Below are 18,405 nucleotides of genomic sequence, written 5' to 3'. Positions count from 1 at the left end.
GACGCCGGGCTCAGTAGCAGGTGAGCGGCGCCAGCGGTTCGGTGGCGTGCGGGGTCAGCGACGCGTAGGTCGCCGCGATCGACTTCACCGCCACCCGCAGATCGGATTCGGTGTGGGTGAACGGGATTCGCAGAAAACGTTCGAACGCGCCCTGCACTCCGAAGCGCGGCCCGGCGGCGAGCAGTACGCCGTGATTGGGCGCGGTGGCGGCGAGGGCGGTGGAGACGGGAGCCGGTAGTTGCACCCAGATCGACATACCGCCGCGGCCGGGACTCACCTGCCAGTCGGGCAGTTCCTCGGACAGGGCTTCGAGCAGGGCGGCGCGACGGCTGTGTAGTTGTTCGCGGCGTTGTTCGAGGATCACGCCGGCATGGTCGAGCAGATAGCCGGTGGCCAGCTGATCCATCACCGGCGTGCCGAGGTCCACCGTGGACCGGGTGCCGAGAAGTTTCGCGATGAGCGACTGGTTGGCCCGAATCCAGCCGACGCGCAGGCCGCCCCAGAACGACTTGGACGCCGATCCGATCGTCACGATCTCCGATCCGCGGGCGAAAGCTGCTGCCGGAGGGGGTGTTTCGCCGTCGAGCTGCTGATCGACCATCGACTCGTCGACGATCACCGTCATGCGGGTCTCGCGGGCGATCGCGGCCAGTTCCGCGCGGGCGTCGGCGCTCATCAGCAGGCCGGTCGGATTGTTGAAGTCCGGCACCAGGTAGGCGGTACTGGCGGCGGTTTGCCGTGCGGCACTGCGGATTCCGTCGAGGTCCCAGGCTGCTTCCGGTTGTTCGGGGCGCAACGGCACGGGAACCGGCCGGGCGCCGACATCGCGGATCGCCTCGATCGCGTTGGGGTAGGTCGGGTGGTCGATCAGGACCCGTTCGGCGGGGGCGGTGAGCACATTGAGCAACAGCCGAAGACCGTGCTGCGCACCGAGAGTCACCAGAATCTGATCCGGTTCGGTGGGCAGACCGCGTTCGGTGTAGCGGCGGGCGAGCATCTCCCGCAGCGGCAGCACGCCCACCGGATCCATGCCGTGGGTGCCGAGGTAGATCGGAAGTCCTTGCAGCGCGGCGGAATACGCGTCGCTCATCTGCGGCGGCGCCGACATCGCGGCGTAGGTGAGGTCGATGGTGGGCTGTGCCGTCGGCGACATCACCGCCAGAATGCTGCGGGCCGGTTTGGTGCCGTCGTGTGCGACGTCGGAGGGCAGCGCCACCGTGCTGCGCGAGCCCTGCCGGCTGATCAGATAGCCGTGTTCGCGCAGCAGCGCGTACGCGGACGTGACCGTGGTGCGGCTGACGCCCAGTGCGGTCGCCAGGTCGCGTTCGCTCGGCAGGGCGATACCCAGTGGGGCCCGGCCGTCGTGGATCAGCAGGCGAATACTCTCCGCGAGCGCCAGATATGCCGGGCGCGCGCCGCGGCGAGCGGCGCCGGATTCGTCGTGCCGCCAGCGGCCCAGGTCGCGGGTGAGGGTGGCCGCACTGATCACGCGTATCGCCATAAGGGCCAGTATCCGGGTAGTGGCTATTTGATTCAAGTCCAGATGCGGGCAGGCTGGACCGCATGTTCTCCGGTCTCGCCGCTCTGCTGGTCGTCGCCGTCGTTTTCGTGGCCGTCCATCGCTATGCCACCGGCTCCGGCCGCCGCGTGGTCGCACTGTTCGATCGGTATCGCCCGCATGCGCCGATGGCGGACTGGTCGCTGCGCGAGGGCGAGTGCCGCGGCTGACATCCGGATTTCGATCAGTCCAGTCGGTGGTACTGGACTGCAACTGCCGAGATTGTCGGACCCTCGGTGCACACTGTGGGGTATGTCTGCGGGCAAGCTGTCCTCGGTCTCGGTGGCCGAATTCGATACGGCCATCGGCCGATGCGCGATGGGGTGGACCGATCCCGGCGTCGTGCGGTTCCAACTGCCGGAAGTCGTCGTCCGCGGTGCCGAGCCCACCCGGCCGTCGGCCTCCGGACAGATCTCGGATGCCGGTGCCCGCACGGCCGGCATGTTGCGCCGCGGTGTGGACGCGATCGCCGCCGAGCGGGTTCGCGTGGTCGACCCGTCCGGCGGGATGGCGGAGGCGATCCGGGCCATTCGCGCGCATCTGACCGGGGAGCTCGACGATCTGCGGTGGATTCCGGTGGACTACCGTGCCCAGCCGGAATTCCATCGCGCGGTGTACGACATCACGCGCACCATCGGCCCCGGACGCACACTCACCTACGGCGAGGTCGCCGCCCGGGCCGGGGCGCCCGGTGCGGCCCAGGCCGTCGGACAAGCCCTGGGCCGCAATCCCATTCCGTTGATCGTGCCGTGTCACCGCGTGCTGGCGGCCGACCACGGACTGCACGGTTTCTCCGCGCCGGGCGGCATCGCGACCAAGGCCCGGTTGCTCGAAATCGAACGCACCTCGGGATTCGGCGAACCGACCCTGTTCTGAGCGCCGCCGGGCCTATCGCGACGCGGGCAGCCGATCGAGGAAATCGGCGATGAGCGGGGCGATCTCACGCAGATGCGTGTCACGGGGCGCCCCTCCACGTCGACGCGCCGGTTCCGCACCTCGGTCACTTCGATCATGAGTGACATGCCTATCTGTGCTCTCTGGAGCGCTGCGGCAACCGCGCCCGCGTCGCCCGCTACAACCAGCGGCACCAGGGCGCCGATGGGTGAACGCCGGCGCGCTCACGGCGCGGCGGCACCGATGCGAACTACTTGTGTTCGGGGTTGGGGTTGATCGCGCCTTGGATGCCGTCGTTGGCTCGGTTGACGCCGTCGACCACCGCATCCGGGACGGTATCGGGAACCGGTGCGCTGAAACCGCCCACGCGCACTTCGCGCGGAGCCGGTGGTTCGCTCGGCTTCGGCTCCGGTTTGGGCGCGGCCCGGGGCGCGGACTGCGGCGTGGGCACGTGTTGTGGTGAGGCGGAACGCAATTCCGCCGGCTCGTCGGAGGGCGCCGGGGCATCCGGGGTGGTGACACCGGGCTGAACCGGGCCGGTCGCCGCCGCTGTACCGGCGAATCCGAGGACCACCGCGAGCGGCACCGCCGCCATCGCGACCCGAATACCCGTCATCAGATACCGATTTCGACGGATCACGCCGAGCACCACCCTCGTCAGCAAGCCTGCCTGTGCGGCGACCACGGCCGCCGCGAGCATCCTAATCGACTCCACGCCGGGTGTGCAGTGCCTGATGCTGTGATCCGTGCCGTCTCACCACGATCGGACCCCACCGTGATGGTCAGCGCTGTCTGCCTCGGGGCGGCTCGCCGCGCATCAGATCGGCGAGTGCCTCGCGATCGGTGACATCGAGCTTCGTACAGGCCCGATAGAGATGGCCCTCGACGGTCCGCACCGATACGGTCAGCCGGTCCGCGATCTGCCGGTTGCTGAGCCCGGCCGCGACCAGATTGGCGATTTCGCGTTCGCGCGCGGTGAGCGGAAGTGGTTGTGCCGATTGCCGAAGCGCCGGTGTGCTCGCGCCGCCGCAGGCCGCCGCCAGACGATTGGCCGTCGCGGCGGATTCGAGCAATCGGCGCCGATCGCCGTGCCGCTCGTGCACCGAGGCGGCCTGCGCGGCCGCGTCGGCGGCCGAGAGCAGGGCGCCCATCCGCTCGAATTCGGCTGCGGCCGCGTCCAATCCGGGCCCGTCCTGGGAGGCGACCGCCACGGCGTGGCGAGCCTGCACCTGCACCAGCGCGCCGTCGATCCGCGCGGCGATATCGGCGAGCCGCCCGGCGACAGTACGGTCGCCGAAGCGGGCCGCGGTGTGCAGGGCCATGGCCTCGATCGCATGCTGATGGGAACGGGCGGCGGCGTCGGCGGCTCCGATGGCCAGCCGGACGGCCGGCGCGACGGTGCCTTCGGCGGCGGCCTGCCACGCACGCGCGATTTCGAGCTGCGGTTCGTAGACCGCGCTGTGCCTGCCACCGCGCAGGCGCGCCTCGGCGATCGTCTCGGCGGCTTCCGCGGCCCGGCCCAGCGCCGAATAGGCCTCGGCCAGACGGATTCTCGCCGGGAACATCCACGCGGCGGCGCCCTCGGCGGTCAGCGCCGCGAGCGCCTGTTCGAGATTCTCGACGCCCTCCGGGAAGTGGCCCTGCGCCACGTCGACGGTGCCCTGCAGGATCTTCGACAGTCCCCAGGCCAGGTACTGTCCGGGCGCCGAATAGCCGAAATAGCCGGAGGCGCAGCGTCGTGCGGCCTCCAGTTCACCGGTGAAGGTGAGCGCCAGCACCTCCGCGTGGGCGGACATGAATCGCGTCGGCCCGTCGACCTGCTCCTCGACCTGATGGCCCCGCAGGGTGTACTCGCGCGCGGCCGCACCACGGCCCATCAGCGCCAGCGCGAGACCACCGCCGAACGACGCCCACCACACCGCCCAGGCCGGTGCGTCCGGTGTGGACATCACCGCCTCGGCATCGGTGAAAGCCTGCTCCAAACGGTTTTCGTTCACCTCGCACGCGGACGCCAAGCCCTGCAACGTCAACACGATCTTCGGATGCCGGACCCGGCTGCGCACCAGGGACAGCACCTCGTCGGCGCGGTCGGCATCGCCCATGGCCCACAGCAGATTCGAGACGCGGGTGCTGCCCCAGCGCGCCAGCTGCACCTCGTTCAACTGGTCCGGATCGAAACTGGCCAGCGTGCGTTCGGCCTCGATGCGATGCCCCTGCCACAGCAGTGCGCGCGCCAGCAGATCCGCGGACTCGACCCCGCCGCGACGCTCCACGGCCGCCCGCGCGAACCGCTCACCGAGCGGGATGTTCGCCAGCCCGATCGCATCGGCCGCGGCCGCCTCGAACAATTCCAGATCCGCGGATTTGTCACTGTCCAAAGCCAATTCGGCCAGCCGGATGCGATCGGAGGCGGATTTGATGGGCCGCTCCCGCAGCGACGAATACAGCCGGCCCCGGAGCCGGCGCGCCGAGGCGATACCGAGGCGCCGCCGGATCACCTCGCCGAACAGCGGATGGTTGTAGCGCACCAGCAGTTGGTGGCCGTTCTCGACAATCCTTATGACGCCGCGGGTTTCGGCCTGTTCGACCGCGTCCTCTCCGGCCAGTTCGGCCAGGACGTCCAGATCGATGGGCTCGCAGAAGGTGAGCAACTCCAGCACGCGCAGTACCGACTCCGGCAGCTGTTCGACGCGATCCTCCAGCAGCGCCGCCAGTTCCGAGGTCACCGCCGCGCGCCCGCGCAGCTGCCACACCCCGTTGACCTGTCGCAGCGTGCCCGCCTCCAGCGCACCCTCCACCAGATGCCGCAGGAACAGAGCGTTGCCGCCGGAGGACTCCCACATCAGATTGGCGGTGAATCCCTCCAGCTGTCCGCCGAGCATGGATTCGACCAGTTCGACGCTCTGCGGTTCGGAGAACGGCGCGAGGTCGATCCGCAGCAGATGACCGTCCTTCCACAGCGAGGTCACCGCATCCGGCACCTGCACCCCGCTGCGCACCGTGCAGACGATCCGCGCGGCCTTGTCGATGGCCAACTGCAGCAACAGCGTTGCCGAGAGCTGATCCAGCAGGTGGGCGTCGTCGACGCCGATGATGGTGTCGCCGTCGGCCAGCAGCGCCTCCCGGGCGGCGGCCATGAACGTGACGGGGTCGTGCGCGGTGTACACACCGACCATATGTGCGAACACGCCGAGCGGAATACTGCGTGCGGACTCGGTGCCCGCCACCCAGCGCACACTTCCGCCCACCGCGGCCGTCGCCTGCCGCGCCAGGGTCGTCTTACCCACACCCGCGTCGCCGGTCAGGATCGCGCCGACGAATTCGGTGCCGGTCAACGCGGCGCGAATCGACCCCAGTTCACCACCACGCTCGATCATCGGCCAGTTGCGAGGCATGAAATTACTGTAGTGCCTTGGCGAACCTGCGCGGAATGAACGAACCGCGAACGGCCGCAGCCCTATCCAGCGGAAACGCCGGTGCGCGGGGAACGCCCCGGTGGCGGCGCTCGCCACCGGGGCGCCGGTTCAGTTCGCCCACACCTCGTCGATGGCGGTGGCGGCCGACGGCGGCGGGGTGGGGGTGCCGCCCTGGGTGCGGGAGAAGCGCGGGGCCGGGGCGTGCTGGACCACGCCGTCGATCTCGACCAGCGATTCGCGGGCGGTGATGTGGCCGTTCTCGGTGGCCTCGGTGAAGGTCAGCACCGGGGTGCAGCAGGCGTCGGTACCGTCGAAGATCGAGGCCCATTCGTCGCGGGTCCTGGTCTTGAACTTCTCCGTGAACAGCTTGCGCAACTGGTCCTGGCCGTTGGGGTCGATCTGCATCGGCAGGCCCTCGGGGTCGATCTCGAGACCCTTCAGGAATTCGGCGTAGAACTGCGGTTCGATGCAGCCGACGGCCATGTACTTGCCGTCGGAGGTCTCGTAGGTGTCGTAGAAGGCCATACCGGTGTCGAGCAGGTTGGTGCCGCGCTCGTCCGACCACAGGCCCATGCCGCGCATACCCCAGATCATGTGCGAGAGCGAGAGCGCACCGTCGATCATCGCGGCGTCGATCACCTGGCCCTTGCCCGAGACGGACCGCTCCACCAGCGCGGAGAGCACACCCATCACCAGGAACATCGAACCGCCGCCGAAGTCGCCGACCATGTTCAGCGGCGGGACCGGGCGCTCACCCTTGCGGCCGATGGCATTGAGCACACCGGTCAGCGAGATGTAGTTGATGTCGTGGCCGGCGCGGTCGGCGAGCGGGCCGTACTGTCCCCACCCGGTCATCCGGCCGTAGATCAGGCGAGGGTTGCGCTCGAGGGTGACGTCCGGGCCCAGGCCCATCCGCTCGGTGACGCCGGGCCGGAAACCTTCCAGCAGCACGTCGGCCTTGTCGATCAGGCCCAGCACCTTCTCGATATCGGCCGGATCCTTGAGATTCGCCTCGACGATGGTGCGTCCCCGCCACTGCGGCCGTTCCATGAATCCCGGCAGCTGGCCGGGACGCTGCACGCGCACCACATCGGCGCCCAGATCGGCCAGCAGCAGTGCCGCGTGCGGGCCGGGGCCGATTCCGGCCAGCTCGAGAACCTTGATGCCCGCGAGTGGGCCCTGTCCGGTGGTGGTGGATGAAGTGCTCACGCCCTACCTCGGTTCGTCGTCGATCCTGCGACCGGCGGCGCGCGCCGGTGTTGACATTACGACAATAAGCGGTGGATGTGACGCACGGCATCCGGGTGCGGTGTAGGCGGCTATTCGATGATCCGCAGCGGCCGGGTCCGGTCCGGCGGCTGGTCGCGGTTCGGCGGTTGGTTGCGATTCGGCGGCTGGTTGCGATTCGGCGGCTGCGGCAGTTCCGAGCGGCGCAGCCGCAGCGTCGGCGGTTCGGCGCGCGGAATCGGCAGCGTCGGCACCGGATCCTCGGCCGAGCGCACCTTCACCGGCAGCCGGTAGCAGGCACGGGCGTTGTCCTCGAGCACCCGGTACATATCGGCGCCGACGGCCCGGCCGATGATCTCGATATCGGCGTCGCGGAACGGCCGCCCGGCCCGGTTGCCCGGCAGGTCGGAACCGAACATCAGCGCACCCGGATTCACCGCGTGCACCCGCCGCATCGCCGATTCCACGTCCATCGACACCCGCCCGAACCCGGAGGCCTTCACCCGGGCCCCGCGGTCCACCAGATTCAGCAGATAGGGCAGGCATTCGTCGGACATGCCCATATGGTCGATGCTCAGCGCCGGCAGTTTGGAGATGACCGGTTCCAGCGAGCCCAGCATGGATCCGTCGATGTAGAGCTCGACGTGCCATCCGGCGAGTTCGTAGGCGCGCACGGCCTGCATGGTCAGCGTGACGATGTCGACCGCGGCGCGCTTGAGGTTGAACCGGATCGCCCGCACTCCGGCCCGGTCCAGCTCGATGATCTGCTCGTCGGTGACGTCCGAGGGCAGATTGATCACGCCGACCCAGTTCGGCCCGAGTTCGGCCAGCGCGGCGATCATGAACGTGGAGTCGCTGCCCTGGAAGGACGCACTCACCACCGCACCACCGTCGACATCGAAGTGCGCCATGCGCTTTCGATAGTCGCCGATGGTGTACGGCTCCGGCAGGTAGCCCTGATTCTCGACCAGCGGGAACCGCGGGTCGATGATGTGAACGTGTGAATCGAACACGTGATCAGCATGCCTCAGGTCGGTGACGAATGCGGATCCGGCGTGATGTTCAGACCTTGTGCGGCTCGCTGGCGCGCAGCATGTCCTCGCGTTCGACGACCTTGACCCGCTCGCGGCCCTCGGGCTCGCCGAGCGAGCGTTCGTGGGCGTCGAGGCGATACCAGCCGGCCCAGGTGGTGAACGGAATGCCCTTGTCCTCGAGGAACTTCGTCACGGCCTCGGGATCGGGTTCGGCGGCCGGGGTGAAGGAGGCGGCGTCGTCGAGCAGGCAGGCGATGGTCTCGTTGGCGTCGCCCTTGGTGTGGCCGATCAGGCCGACCGGGCCGCGCTTGATCCAGCCGGTGACGTAGGTCTGCGGCAGGTAGCGGGCGGCGCCGTCTGCGCCCTCGTCGACGAGCACGCGTCCGGCCTCGTTGGGCACGGTGCCGGCCTGGTCGTCGAACGGAAGCTGCGGGATGTTCTGCGACAGGTAGCCGACGGCGCGGTACACCGCCTGGACGTCCCAGTCCTTGTAGGTCCCGGTGCCCTTGACGTTGCCGGTGCCGTCCAGGGTGGTGCGCTCGGTGCGCAGGCCGACCACCTTGCCGTCCTCGCCGATCAGTTCGGCCGGGGATTCGAAGAAGTGCAGGAACAGCTTGTGCGGGCGGTCGCCGACGTCGCGGATGGCCCACTGCTCGAGGGTGTTGCAGACCATGTCGACCTGCTTGGAGTGGCGGCGCGCGGCCTCGGAGCCCTCGTCGTAGTCGATGTCCTCGGGATCGACGATGACCTCGATGGTCGGCGAGTGGTCGAGTTCGCGCAGTTCCAGCGGGGTGAACTTGGCCTGGGCCGGACCGCGGCGGCCGAAGACGTGGACCTCGAGCGCCTTGTTGTTGCGCAGACCCTCGTAGACGTTCGGCGGGATCTCGGTCGGCAGCAGTTCGTCACCGGTCTTGGCGAGCACGCGGGCCACGTCCAGCGCCACGTTGCCGACACCGAGGACGGCGACCTTCTCCGCGTCCAGCGGCCAGGTGCGCGGCACGTCCGGGTGGCCGTCGTACCAGGAGACGAAATCGGCGGCGCCGTAGCTGCCGTCCAGTTCGATGCCCGGGACGCCCAGGGCGCGGTCGGCGTTGGCGCCGGTGGAGAAGATCACCGCGTCGTAGAACCGGCGCAGGTCCTCGAGGTCGATGTCGCTGCCGTAGTCGATGTTGCCGAGCAGGCGGACCTGCGGCTTGTCGAGGACCTTGTGCAGTGCGGTGATGATGCCCTTGATGCGCGGGTGGTCGGGCGCGACGCCGTAGCGAATGAGACCGAACGGGGCCGGCATGCGCTCGTAGAGGTCGATACTCGCCTCGACCTCGGACTTCATCAGCGCGTCGGCGGCGTAGATTCCGGCCGGTCCGGCACCGACGATCGCGATGCGCAGTGGGCGGTCGCCCGCGCCGCTCTTCGTTCCAGCGTGTTCGGTCATTTCTACGCGCACCTTTGGTCGAAAACTCTCGTCTTGTCAGCCGTCCTTCTTAGCTTAGGCTAAGTTGACGTACGGGCCGGGCCCCTGCCCGACTGCTCCGCCGATGCTGCCTCGTTGCCGCGCGGAGCTCTCCCGATCCGTGCACCGGATGTGGCCGGAGTTCTGGTGATTCTATCGGTGGCACACACCGTCGCTATTCCCGGTATCCGCGCGAAAATGCGGGCGTGATCTTCGACACTTCGGCCCACCGGGGATGATCGCACCATGAGTGACAGCGATCCGGCCGGCCGGAGCGACCCCCGGGGCGACGATCCGGCTACCTCGATCGATCAACGCGACACCACGCGATCGGCGACGCCGTTCCTGATCGCCGCGGCCATCGCGGTCCTCGCGGTGCTCGCCGTCGTGATCCTCGGAGTCACCCGCCCGGCTGAGAACAATCTCACAGATCCGGACCGGGTCGCCATCGCGGCGCGCAACTTCGCCACGGCGAGAAGCGATTCCGACGCCGACCGGCGCAAGACCACCGAATGCGCGGGCTTCGACGAGAAGAAGTCGCCGCTGGGCGCCGGCTCGGTCGGCAAGAAGGTGGAGATCGCCGGAGTCGACGCGGTGCACATCGACGGCGACCACGCCACGGCCTCGGTGACCAGCCGGATCGACGGTCACGAGACCGCGGCGAACTGGAATTTCGGCCGTGAGAACGGCACCTGGCTGGTGTGTGGCAACCCCTGAGCCGTCACCGTACATGTTTGACAATCGGGCCTGTGACCAGGCATTCTCGGTTCAGGTCATGAGTACCAGCGGTAAGCCCCGGCTCGCTGGTCGGCAACCCTCCTCCGCGGTGGGGTGCTCCGGGTGACGACCTGGCCGCGGTCCGACCGGACGCGGCAAGTGCGGATTCCGTAGGAGGTTCGACAAGTGAGTTACGCCGGTGACATCACGCCTGGGCAGGCGTGGGAGTTGTTGCGCGACAATCCCGATGCGGTGCTGGTGGATGTGCGCACCGAGGCCGAATGGCGATTCGTCGGAGTGCCCGACACCACCTCGATCGAGCGGCCGACCGCCCTCATCGAATGGGTCGACGGCACCGGCGCGCCCAATCCCGCGTTCGTGGAGCAGTTGAAGCAGGTGCTGGCCGATCGCGCGGGCGACAGCGATGCCCCGGTGATCTTCCTGTGCCGGTCCGGGCAGCGTTCGATCGGTGCGGCCACGGCGGCGACCGCGGCCGGCTTCGCGCCCTCCTACAACGTGCTCGAGGGTTTCGAGGGTCCGCTTGATGCCGAGGGGCATCGTGGTGGCGCCGGTTGGCGCGCACTCGGTCTGCCGTGGCGGCAGTCGTGAGCGGATCTGTTGTGCGGCAATTCTTTTCGTGGAGGCAGTCATGATCACCGGCGGTGCATTCGATCGGCCGCTGCCCGAGGGCGTGGGTCCGGCCACCCTGGGCGTGCGCGGCGGGCTGCGCCGCTCCGGTTTCGAGGAGACCTCCGAGGCGCTGTATCTGTCGTCCGGATTCGTCTACGAGAGCGCGGAGGCGGCCGAAGCGGCCTTCACCGGAGATATCGAACATTTCGTCTACTCCCGCTACGGCAATCCGACGGTCGCGATGTTCGAGGAGCGGATGCGGCTGCTCGAGGGCGCCGAGGCGTGTTTCGCCACCGCCAGCGGCATGTCCGCGGTGTTCACCGCGCTGGCCGCGCTGCTCGGGCAGGGCGATCGGCTGGTGGCCGCGCGCAGCCTGTTCGGTTCCTGTTTCGTGGTGTGCAACGAGATCCTGCCGCGCTGGGGCGTGGAGACCGTCTTCGTCGACGGTGAGGATCTCGACCAGTGGGAGCGGGCGCTCTCGCAGCCGACGGCCGCGGTGTTCTTCGAAACCCCCTCGAATCCGATGCAGACCCTCGTCGACGTGCGGCGGGTGAGCGAACTGGCCCATGCCGCCGGTGCGAAGGTCGTGCTGGACAACGTGTTCGCGACGCCGCTGTTGCAGCGCAGCCTCGACCTCGGCGCCGATGTGGTGGTGTATTCGGGCACCAAGCACATCGACGGACAGGGCCGGGTGCTCGGCGGTGCGATCCTCGGCACCGGCGACTACATCAACGGGCCGGTCAAGAATCTGATGCGCCACACCGGCCCGGCGCTGAGCCCGTTCAACGCCTGGACCCTGCTGAAGGGGCTGGAGACGATGCCGCTGCGGGTGCGGCAGTCCACGCAGTCCGCGCTGGCCGTCGCCGAGTTCCTGGAACGGCATCCGGGCGTGGCCTGGACGAAGTACCCGTTCCTCACCTCGCATCCGCAGTACGAGCTGGCGACCTCGCAGATGTCCGGCGGGGGCACCGTGGTGACCTTCGAACTCGCGGCGGGCGCCGACGAGGGCAAGAAGCGCGCCTTCGAGGTGCTGAACCGGCTGCGCATCGTCGACATCTCCAACAACCTCGGCGACGCGAAGACCCTGATCACGCATCCGGCGACCACCACGCATCGGGCGATGGGTCCCGAAGGGCGCGCGGCCGTGGGGCTCACCGACGGGGTGCTGCGTATCTCGATCGGACTCGAAGATGTGGAGGATCTGCTCGGTGATCTGGAGCAGGCGCTGAGCTGAGCATCGAGTCATTGACAGTATGCTGTCAATCATGACAGCATACTGTCATGATTGAAACGGTTCATCTGGCTGTGTACGACACCTTCGCGGATTGGGAGCCGAGCTATGTCACGGCCGGTATCAATCGCCCACTGATGCAGCGCGAACCGGGAACCTGGCGGATCCGCACGGTCGGCGCCACCCTCGAGCCGGTCACCTCGATGGGCGGGCTGCGCGTGGTTCCCGATCTGACTCTGGATCAGCTTTCCCCGGCCGACAGCGCGATGCTGATCCTGCCCGGCGCCGACATCTGGGAGGGCGGGCGCCTCGCCCCGTTCGCCCGGGCGGCAGCGGAGTTCCTGAGCGCCGGGGTGCCCGTCGCGGCGATCTGCGGCGCGACCTACGGACTGGCGCAGCAGGGCCTGCTCGATACTCGTCCGCACACCGGCAACGCCGCGGAAAACCTTGCCTCGACCGGATATTCGGGAGCGGGACACTATGTGGACGAACCGGCCGTGACCGACGGCGATCTGATCACCGCGAGTGGCATCGCGCCGATCGACTTCGCGCGCCATATCTTCGCGCGGCTGGATCTGTTCGAGCCGGCCGTCCTGGACGCCTGGTATCGGCTCTATGCGGACCGGGATCCGAGCGGGTTCTTCGCCCTGCAGGCCGCGGGGGCCGAGCCGGCATGAGTCGCGGTGATGCCGAACTGTTCTCCGCGGCGGCGATCACGACCTTCAAGCTGAACGGCCAATTCCTCACGATCGCGGAGGAATTGGCCAAACCGGCGGAGATCACCGCGGCCTGGTGGCAGGTGCTGGGCGCGGTGCTGCACGAACCGCTGCCGGTGTCGGGGATCGCCCGGGAGATGGGCATCACCCGCCAGAGCGTGCAGCGCATCGCGGACCTGCTGGTGGACAAGGGTTTCGCGGAATACCGGCCCAACCCCGCACATCGCCGGGCGAAGCTGGTGGCGATCACCGACGCCGGCTACGCGGCGGTCCGCCGGATCACCCCGCACCATGCGGTGATGGCGAAAAAGCTTGCCACGCACCTGGGTTCGGAGCGGTTCGGGCAGATCGTGGACGCGCTGAGCGACCTCTCGGCGGCGCTGGACGCGATCGAATCGGCGGGTGGCGCCGAGGCGAGCGACGACCGGGCTTGACCGAAGCCGCCCGGCCGCGTTCAGGCCGCGAACGGATTCCCGGTGCGTCCCACCAGATCGGCCACCGAATCGATCACCACCGTCGGCCGGTAGGGGAACTGTTCCACCGACGCCCGGGTCGAGATCCCCGAGGTCACCAGGACCGTGCGCATGCCCGCCTCGAGTCCGGCGATCACATCGGTGTCCATCCGGTCGCCGATCATCACCGCCGACTGCGAATGCGCGCCGATCTGCCGCAGCGCCGAGCGCATCATCAGCGGATTCGGCTTCCCGACGTAGTACGGGTCGCGCCCGGTGGCCCGGGTGATCAGCGCGGCCACCGAACCCGTCGCGGGCAGCACGCCCTCGCGCGAGGGCCCGGTCGGGTCGGGATTGGTGGCGATGAACCGGGCGCCGCGCTCGACCAGCCGGATCGCGGTGGTGATCGCCTCGAACGAATAGGTCCGCGTCTCGCCGAGGACGACGTAATCCGGATCGCTGTCGGTCAGTACGTAGCCGATCTCGTGCAGGGCGGTCGTCAACCCCGATTCGCCCACCACGTACGCCGTGCCGCCGGGACGCTGCTCGTTCAGGAAGGTGGCCGTGGCGGTCGCGGAGGTCCAGATCGAGGACGCCGGGATGTCCAGCCCGATCCGGCGCAGGCGGGCCTGGAGATCGCGCGGGGTGCGGATGGAATTGTTGGTCAGGACCAGGAACGGGATCTCACGCTCGGTCAGCTCCGTCAGGAACGCATCGGCGCCGGGGATGAGGTGGTCCTCGTGCACCAGCACGCCGTCCATATCGGTCAGGTAGGACAGAATCGGTTCACTGTCGGCAGTCACGAGCCAATTGTGGGCTATTGCCGATGGTGATGTGACGTTCCGGTAGGTGCGTACGCGCGGCGGTCGGAGAATTCGCACTGGTTATGGTCGAATGCGACCGCAGCTTGCCGCGCTGTGGAATGTCGGGACAGGAATTTCGGGACACCCGTCCAGCGCTGCACTCGGTCGACGCGGTCGTCTCCCGCCCGGGAGCCGGCCCAAGCACGCACGTGACGGCGAACAGGAGTGGCGCAGTGAGTGATCTCAAGCTGGGATACAAGGCGTCGGCAGAACAATTCGGACCACGCGAGCTGGTCGAGCTCGGCGTTCTGGTCGAAGAACACGGCCTCGACAGCGCGACCGTCAGCGATCACTTCCAGCCCTGGCGGCACGAGGGTGGTCATGCTCCGTTCTCGCTGGCCTGGATGACCGCGGTCGGTGAGCGGACCTCCCGCATCCAGCTCGGCACCTCGGTGCTGACGCCGACCTTCCGCTACAACCCCGCGGTGATCGCCCAGGCCTTCGCGACCCTCGGGGTGCTCTACCCCGATCGGATCATGCTGGGTGTGGGCACCGGGGAGGCGCTCAACGAGATCGCGACCGGTTACAAGGGGGATTGGCCGGAGTTCAAGGAGCGCTTCGCCCGGCTGCGCGAATCGGTCGATCTCATGCGCGCGCTGTGGAGCGGTGACCGGGTCGACTTCGAGGGCCAGTACTACAGCACGGTCGGCGCGTCGATCTACGACGTGCCGCCGGCCGGGATCCCGGTCTACATCGCCGCCGGCGGGCCCGTGGTCGCCCGGTACGCGGGCCGGGCCGGTGACGGTTTCATCTGCACCTCCGGCAAGGGTATGGACCTCTACACCGAGAAGTTGATGCCGGCCGTCACCGAGGGCGCGGAGAAGGTCGGCCGCACGCTCGACGACATCGACCGGATGATCGAGATCAAGATCTCCTACGACACCGATCCCGAACTGGCGCTGGAGAATACGCGGTTCTGGGCGCCGCTGTCGCTGACCGCCGAGCAGAAGCACTCGATCACCGACCCGATCGAGATGGAGGCCGCCGCGGACGCACTGCCGATCGAGCAGATCGCCAAGCGCTGGATCGTCGCCAGCGATCCGGACCAGGCCGTCGAGCAGATCAAGCCCTACGTCGATGCCGGGCTGAACCACCTGGTCTTCCACGCTCCCGGCCACGACCAGCGCCGCTTCCTGGACCTGTTCGCGCGCGACCTGGCGCCGCGTCTGCGCGCGCTCTGAGCCTTCCCGCGCGGCCGCTCTCTCGGATGTCACGCTCGGCCGCCCGAGCGTGACATCCGCTCGTTCCGGACCGATACGGCCCCGCTGTGCGTCCGTTCCGCCCGGTCCGTCCGCCCCTCGCGAGCCGGTCGGACTCGGTAGGGTGCTCACGGCGAGGAGGAGTGATGCTGTATTCGGGGGAGTTGTTCGCGGGCTACCGGATCGAACGGGTGCTCGGCGCCGGTGGAATGGGCGAGGTCTACCTCGCCCGGCACCCGCGGTTACCGCGATCGGACGCGCTGAAGGTCCTGCCGGCCCAGTACGCGGCCGATCCGGAGTACCGGGCGCGGTTCGAGCGAGAGGCCGATCTGGCGGCGAGTCTGTCGCATCCGGCGATCGTGAAGGTGTACGACCGCGGCGAGTACGAGGGCCGGCTGTGGATCGCGATGGAACTGGTCGACGGCGTCGATCTCGCCCGGCGACTGGCCGCGACCGGGCCGTTCGGGATCGACGAGGTGATCCGGATCGCGGAAACCGTTGCGGGAGCACTGGACCGCGCGAATGCGCAGGGTTTGGTGCACCGGGACGTGAAACCGGCGAACATCCTGCTGAGCGGGGACGGTGATGTGCTGCTCACCGATTTCGGCATCGCCCGGCAGGCCGCGGGCGCCTCCGATCTGACCGGAACCGGGGTCATGATAGGCACCCTGGACTATGCGTCGCCGGAGCAACTGAGCGCGCAACCGCTGGACGGGCGCAGCGACCAGTATTCGTTGGCCTGCACCATCTTTCACGTGCTCACCGGCGAAGCGCCGTTCGCGGACAGCAATCCCGTCGTGGTCGTCACGCGGCATGCCACGGCCACGCCGCCGAGCGTGCGGGCGGCGCGTCCGCACCTGCGTCCGGACGTGGACGCGGTCCTCGCGCGGGCGATGGCGAAGCGGCCGCAGGCACGGTTCGCATCGTCGTCGGAGTTCGCGGCGGCGCTGGGGGCGGCCTTGCGGGCCACCACTGCCGGCATGCCGCAGGGCGATCCGCAGGCGGCGATCGCGACCGTGCTCGCCGGACAGCTCGTGCCGTCGCCGGGCCGGCCGGGAGCACAGGCCGAACCACCGACGGTGCTCCAGCGAACCGGTGCGCCGTCGAGTGGAATCTGGTGGGGCGCAGGTGCCGCGGTCCTGATCGTGATCGCGATCGTGACGATCTTCGTGGTGCGGTCGGCCGGCCCCGATGAGATCGGTCCGACCGATGCCGCCCGGGCGCTGGCCCGGATCTCGGTAACCCCGCAGAGCCCGGATCTGAGTGCCGAACCCACCGGGAAGCGGTGGTCGGGCGAAGGGTCGGAGCTCCCGATCGGCGGCACGGACAGCGTGGTGCTCTACAACGGCACCAAGAAACTCGACATCATCGATGTGGAGTCGGGTGCGCTGTTGCACAGCGTCGACGTGGGGTGGAACGAATTCGGCGAGTGTGTCTTCACGGCCTCGGGCCGCTACGCGGGCTGCCGGACGCGGTACGGGGGCAGCGCCGCCGGAACCCGGGACGTGAATTCGGATTCGTACGCGACGCTGCTGATCGATACGCGAACGGGCGTGATCTCCGGTCGTCTGCCGGCCGCCACCGAAATCGTCTCCGCAGGAGAAACATTCGCCACGTTCGAACCCGAGCGCGAGGGGGCCGGGACGGGTTCGGTCATCGCCGCGGATGTCACCGGCAAGGTGCTCTGGCAGGCCGACGACATTCAGCCGGGTCTGGTCCACGGTTCCGGTGTGCTGTCGCTACAGAAGAATCCCGTGTCCGGTGATCCGTTCTCGAAGGCCGGTTTCGAATTGCGCAATATCGAAACCGGGAAGGTTGTGTATCAGGTGGCTCCGGACCACGTTCAGCCGAATACCGTGTGGGCTCCGGACTGGCTGGCCTATTCCGGCGGATTCGCGATCGGTGCGGACTTCTTCGCTCTCGACGGAACCAAGCGCGCCGGCGCCGGTCCCGGCTGGCGGGTCGTGGCGAGCCAGCCGTATGCCACCCAGGGTGACGACCCGGCGCCGAACGGCAACGACAAGCGCTACGCCGAACCGGATACGGCCCCGGCGCTGCCGGTGATGACGAACCGCGGCATGCTCGCCGCCTTCGATCCCGCGACCGGGGCCATGCTCTGGTCCAGGCAACTGCCGAAGGAAGCGAGTTACGGCCACGGTGTGTCCGTCGCCGGAATCGGCAGCAAGATTCTCCTTCGCTGGGACACCACCACGAAATCGGGCTCGGACTACCTAGAGAACAGATACAAGCTCGCCTACGCCTGGCTCGATGCGTACACGGCCGAGGGCGGTGTACTGCCGGACGACCAGGTCCCCTGGGCCACCGATGGGACCAGAGTGGTCACCGTCGCGCGTGGCGGTCAGGGCGGGATCACCGTCGTGGCGGCCGGAAAGAATCAGCACCCGGTGTGGTCACTCGACTTCGGCAGCAGCCCGATCCGGACCTTCGCCGGGCGGGCGTATCTGGCCCACAGCCGGATCGTGTGAAACCCTCACGCCTTGGTCAGGGCGAACAGGCGCAGATCACGCGTCGTCCGGCTGCGGTAGGCGGCATAGGCCTCGGTCGTCTCCACGAACCGGTCGAAGATCCGCTGTTTCCGGACCGGATCCTCGACCAGCTGTGCGTGCACCGGAATGCTCTGTCCCGCAAGAGTTATCGTCGCCTCGGGATGTGCCAGCAGGTTGGCGGTCCACGCGGGATGGCGGGCCTGACCGAAGTTGCTGCCGATCACGTACAGCGTGTCGCCGTCGTGGACGTACAGCAGCGGTGAGGTGCGCGGCTGCCCGGAGGCACGGCCGATGGTGGTGAGCAGGACGATCGGCGCGCCGATCGGGCCGAGCACGGTGTAGCGAGCGCCGGTGCGCTGCAACACTTTCCGATCCAGCGGCGTGAGGGTGCGGACCACGAGTGAACCGAATTTCGTCGCGGCGAACGCGCTCGCGGTACGTCCGAGCAGACCGGTCCGCGAACCCCATTGCCGATCCGGAAACTGTGCCGTCATGGACAGTGATCCTAAGG

Annotated in this window: 18 protein-coding genes and 1 riboswitch; of the genes, 10 read left to right on the top strand and 8 right to left on the bottom strand. The window is 68.5% G+C overall.

The window, feature by feature from the left end; genetic code table 11:
- Nucleotides 1-10: 10 nt before the first annotated feature.
- A complete protein-coding gene (gene yczR / locus NMI01S_RS25215; RefSeq protein ID WP_063001196.1) occupies nt 11-1,501 on the bottom strand; it encodes a MocR-like transcription factor YczR in 1,491 nt (496 codons plus the stop codon).
- Between the two features lie 62 nt (nt 1,502-1,563).
- Here yczR and NMI01S_RS35050 point away from each other — a divergent pair, with 62 nt between their 5' ends.
- The 3 genes from NMI01S_RS35050 to NMI01S_RS36450 all read left to right on the top strand — a co-directional run bounded on the left by NMI01S_RS35050 (nt 1,564) and on the right by NMI01S_RS36450 (nt 2,664).
- On the top strand, nt 1,564-1,728 hold the full coding sequence (locus tag NMI01S_RS35050; RefSeq protein WP_157126353.1) for a hypothetical protein: 165 nt from the start codon (nt 1,564-1,566) through the stop codon (nt 1,726-1,728).
- An 82-nt stretch (nt 1,729-1,810) separates the two neighbouring features.
- The gene (locus NMI01S_RS25210; RefSeq protein ID WP_063001195.1) at nt 1,811-2,434 is read left to right on the top strand and encodes a methylated-DNA--[protein]-cysteine S-methyltransferase; all 624 of its coding nucleotides are present in this window, start codon (nt 1,811-1,813) and stop codon (nt 2,432-2,434) included.
- A gap of 152 nt (nt 2,435-2,586) precedes the next feature.
- Entirely contained in the window at nt 2,587-2,664 is a 78-nt protein-coding gene (locus tag NMI01S_RS36450; protein ID WP_157126366.1) for a CGNR zinc finger domain-containing protein, read from the top strand.
- A 38-nt stretch (nt 2,665-2,702) separates the two neighbouring features.
- Here the strand turns inward: NMI01S_RS36450 and NMI01S_RS25205 are convergent, their stop codons facing one another.
- From NMI01S_RS25205 to NMI01S_RS25185, 5 genes are all read right to left on the bottom strand, one after another.
- Complete coding sequence (locus NMI01S_RS25205; protein ID WP_063001194.1) at nt 2,703-3,152, bottom strand: hypothetical protein; 450 nt, start codon at nt 3,150-3,152, stop codon at nt 2,703-2,705.
- 82 nt (nt 3,153-3,234) lie between these two features.
- Nucleotides 3,235-5,847: a LuxR C-terminal-related transcriptional regulator gene (locus NMI01S_RS25200; protein WP_063001193.1), complete on the bottom strand. Its 2,613-nt coding sequence runs from the start codon at nt 5,845-5,847 to the stop codon at nt 3,235-3,237.
- 129 nt (nt 5,848-5,976) lie between these two features.
- Nucleotides 5,977-7,077, bottom strand: coding sequence for a CaiB/BaiF CoA transferase family protein (locus NMI01S_RS25195; protein ID WP_063001192.1), 1,101 nt, complete (start codon nt 7,075-7,077; stop codon nt 5,977-5,979).
- A 110-nt stretch (nt 7,078-7,187) separates the two neighbouring features.
- Complete coding sequence (locus NMI01S_RS25190) at nt 7,188-8,108, bottom strand: amidohydrolase family protein (protein WP_084513246.1); 921 nt, start codon at nt 8,106-8,108, stop codon at nt 7,188-7,190.
- A 49-nt stretch (nt 8,109-8,157) separates the two neighbouring features.
- The gene (locus NMI01S_RS25185; protein WP_051025235.1) at nt 8,158-9,561 is read right to left on the bottom strand and encodes an FAD-dependent oxidoreductase; all 1,404 of its coding nucleotides are present in this window, start codon (nt 9,559-9,561) and stop codon (nt 8,158-8,160) included.
- Nucleotides 9,562-9,825: 264 nt separating this feature from the next.
- Here NMI01S_RS25185 and NMI01S_RS25180 point away from each other — a divergent pair, with 264 nt between their 5' ends.
- From NMI01S_RS25180 to NMI01S_RS25160, 5 genes are all read left to right on the top strand, one after another.
- On the top strand, nt 9,826-10,296 hold the full coding sequence (locus tag NMI01S_RS25180) for an Rv0361 family membrane protein (RefSeq protein WP_063001191.1): 471 nt from the start codon (nt 9,826-9,828) through the stop codon (nt 10,294-10,296).
- A 54-nt stretch (nt 10,297-10,350) separates the two neighbouring features.
- A riboswitch (SAM riboswitch) is annotated at nt 10,351-10,464 on the top strand.
- Nucleotides 10,465-10,482: 18 nt separating this feature from the next.
- Nucleotides 10,483-10,905, top strand: a complete 423-nt coding sequence (locus NMI01S_RS25175) for a rhodanese-like domain-containing protein (RefSeq protein WP_063001190.1) — start codon at nt 10,483-10,485, stop codon at nt 10,903-10,905.
- A gap of 40 nt (nt 10,906-10,945) precedes the next feature.
- A complete protein-coding gene (locus NMI01S_RS25170; RefSeq protein ID WP_063001189.1) occupies nt 10,946-12,160 on the top strand; it encodes an O-succinylhomoserine sulfhydrylase in 1,215 nt (404 codons plus the stop codon).
- Between the two features lie 47 nt (nt 12,161-12,207).
- On the top strand, nt 12,208-12,834 hold the full coding sequence (locus NMI01S_RS25165) for a type 1 glutamine amidotransferase family protein (protein WP_063001188.1): 627 nt from the start codon (nt 12,208-12,210) through the stop codon (nt 12,832-12,834).
- Nucleotides 12,831-13,307, top strand: coding sequence for a MarR family winged helix-turn-helix transcriptional regulator (locus NMI01S_RS25160; protein WP_063001187.1), 477 nt, complete (start codon nt 12,831-12,833; stop codon nt 13,305-13,307). The genes NMI01S_RS25165 and NMI01S_RS25160 overlap by 4 nt, the downstream gene beginning before the upstream one ends.
- 20 nt (nt 13,308-13,327) lie before the next feature.
- Here the strand turns inward: NMI01S_RS25160 and NMI01S_RS25155 are convergent, their stop codons facing one another.
- Nucleotides 13,328-14,086: an HAD-IIA family hydrolase gene (locus NMI01S_RS25155; protein WP_084513268.1), complete on the bottom strand. Its 759-nt coding sequence runs from the start codon at nt 14,084-14,086 to the stop codon at nt 13,328-13,330.
- 275 nt (nt 14,087-14,361) lie between these two features.
- Between NMI01S_RS25155 and fgd the strand changes: the two genes are divergently transcribed.
- Together fgd and NMI01S_RS25145 are read left to right on the top strand one after the other, a co-directional pair.
- Nucleotides 14,362-15,369 carry a glucose-6-phosphate dehydrogenase (coenzyme-F420) gene (gene fgd / locus NMI01S_RS25150; RefSeq protein ID WP_063001185.1) on the top strand — a complete coding sequence of 336 codons (1,008 nt, stop codon included), beginning with the start codon at nt 14,362-14,364 and terminating at the stop codon, nt 15,367-15,369.
- Between the two features lie 164 nt (nt 15,370-15,533).
- Nucleotides 15,534-17,873 carry a serine/threonine-protein kinase gene (locus tag NMI01S_RS25145; RefSeq protein ID WP_063001184.1) on the top strand — a complete coding sequence of 780 codons (2,340 nt, stop codon included), beginning with the start codon at nt 15,534-15,536 and terminating at the stop codon, nt 17,871-17,873.
- Nucleotides 17,874-17,878: 5 nt separating this feature from the next.
- Here NMI01S_RS25145 and NMI01S_RS25140 read toward each other — a convergent pair whose 3' ends face one another.
- Nucleotides 17,879-18,388 carry a nitroreductase/quinone reductase family protein gene (locus NMI01S_RS25140; RefSeq protein ID WP_063001183.1) on the bottom strand — a complete coding sequence of 170 codons (510 nt, stop codon included), beginning with the start codon at nt 18,386-18,388 and terminating at the stop codon, nt 17,879-17,881.
- Nucleotides 18,389-18,405 lie beyond the last annotated feature (17 nt).

Source organism: Nocardia mikamii NBRC 108933, from assembly GCF_001613505.1.
In the GTDB taxonomy this organism is placed as follows: Bacteria; Actinomycetota; Actinomycetes; order Mycobacteriales; family Mycobacteriaceae; genus Nocardia; species Nocardia mikamii.
Note: the sequence above shows the minus strand (reverse complement) of the source record. Positions and strands in the feature narration are given on the sequence as shown.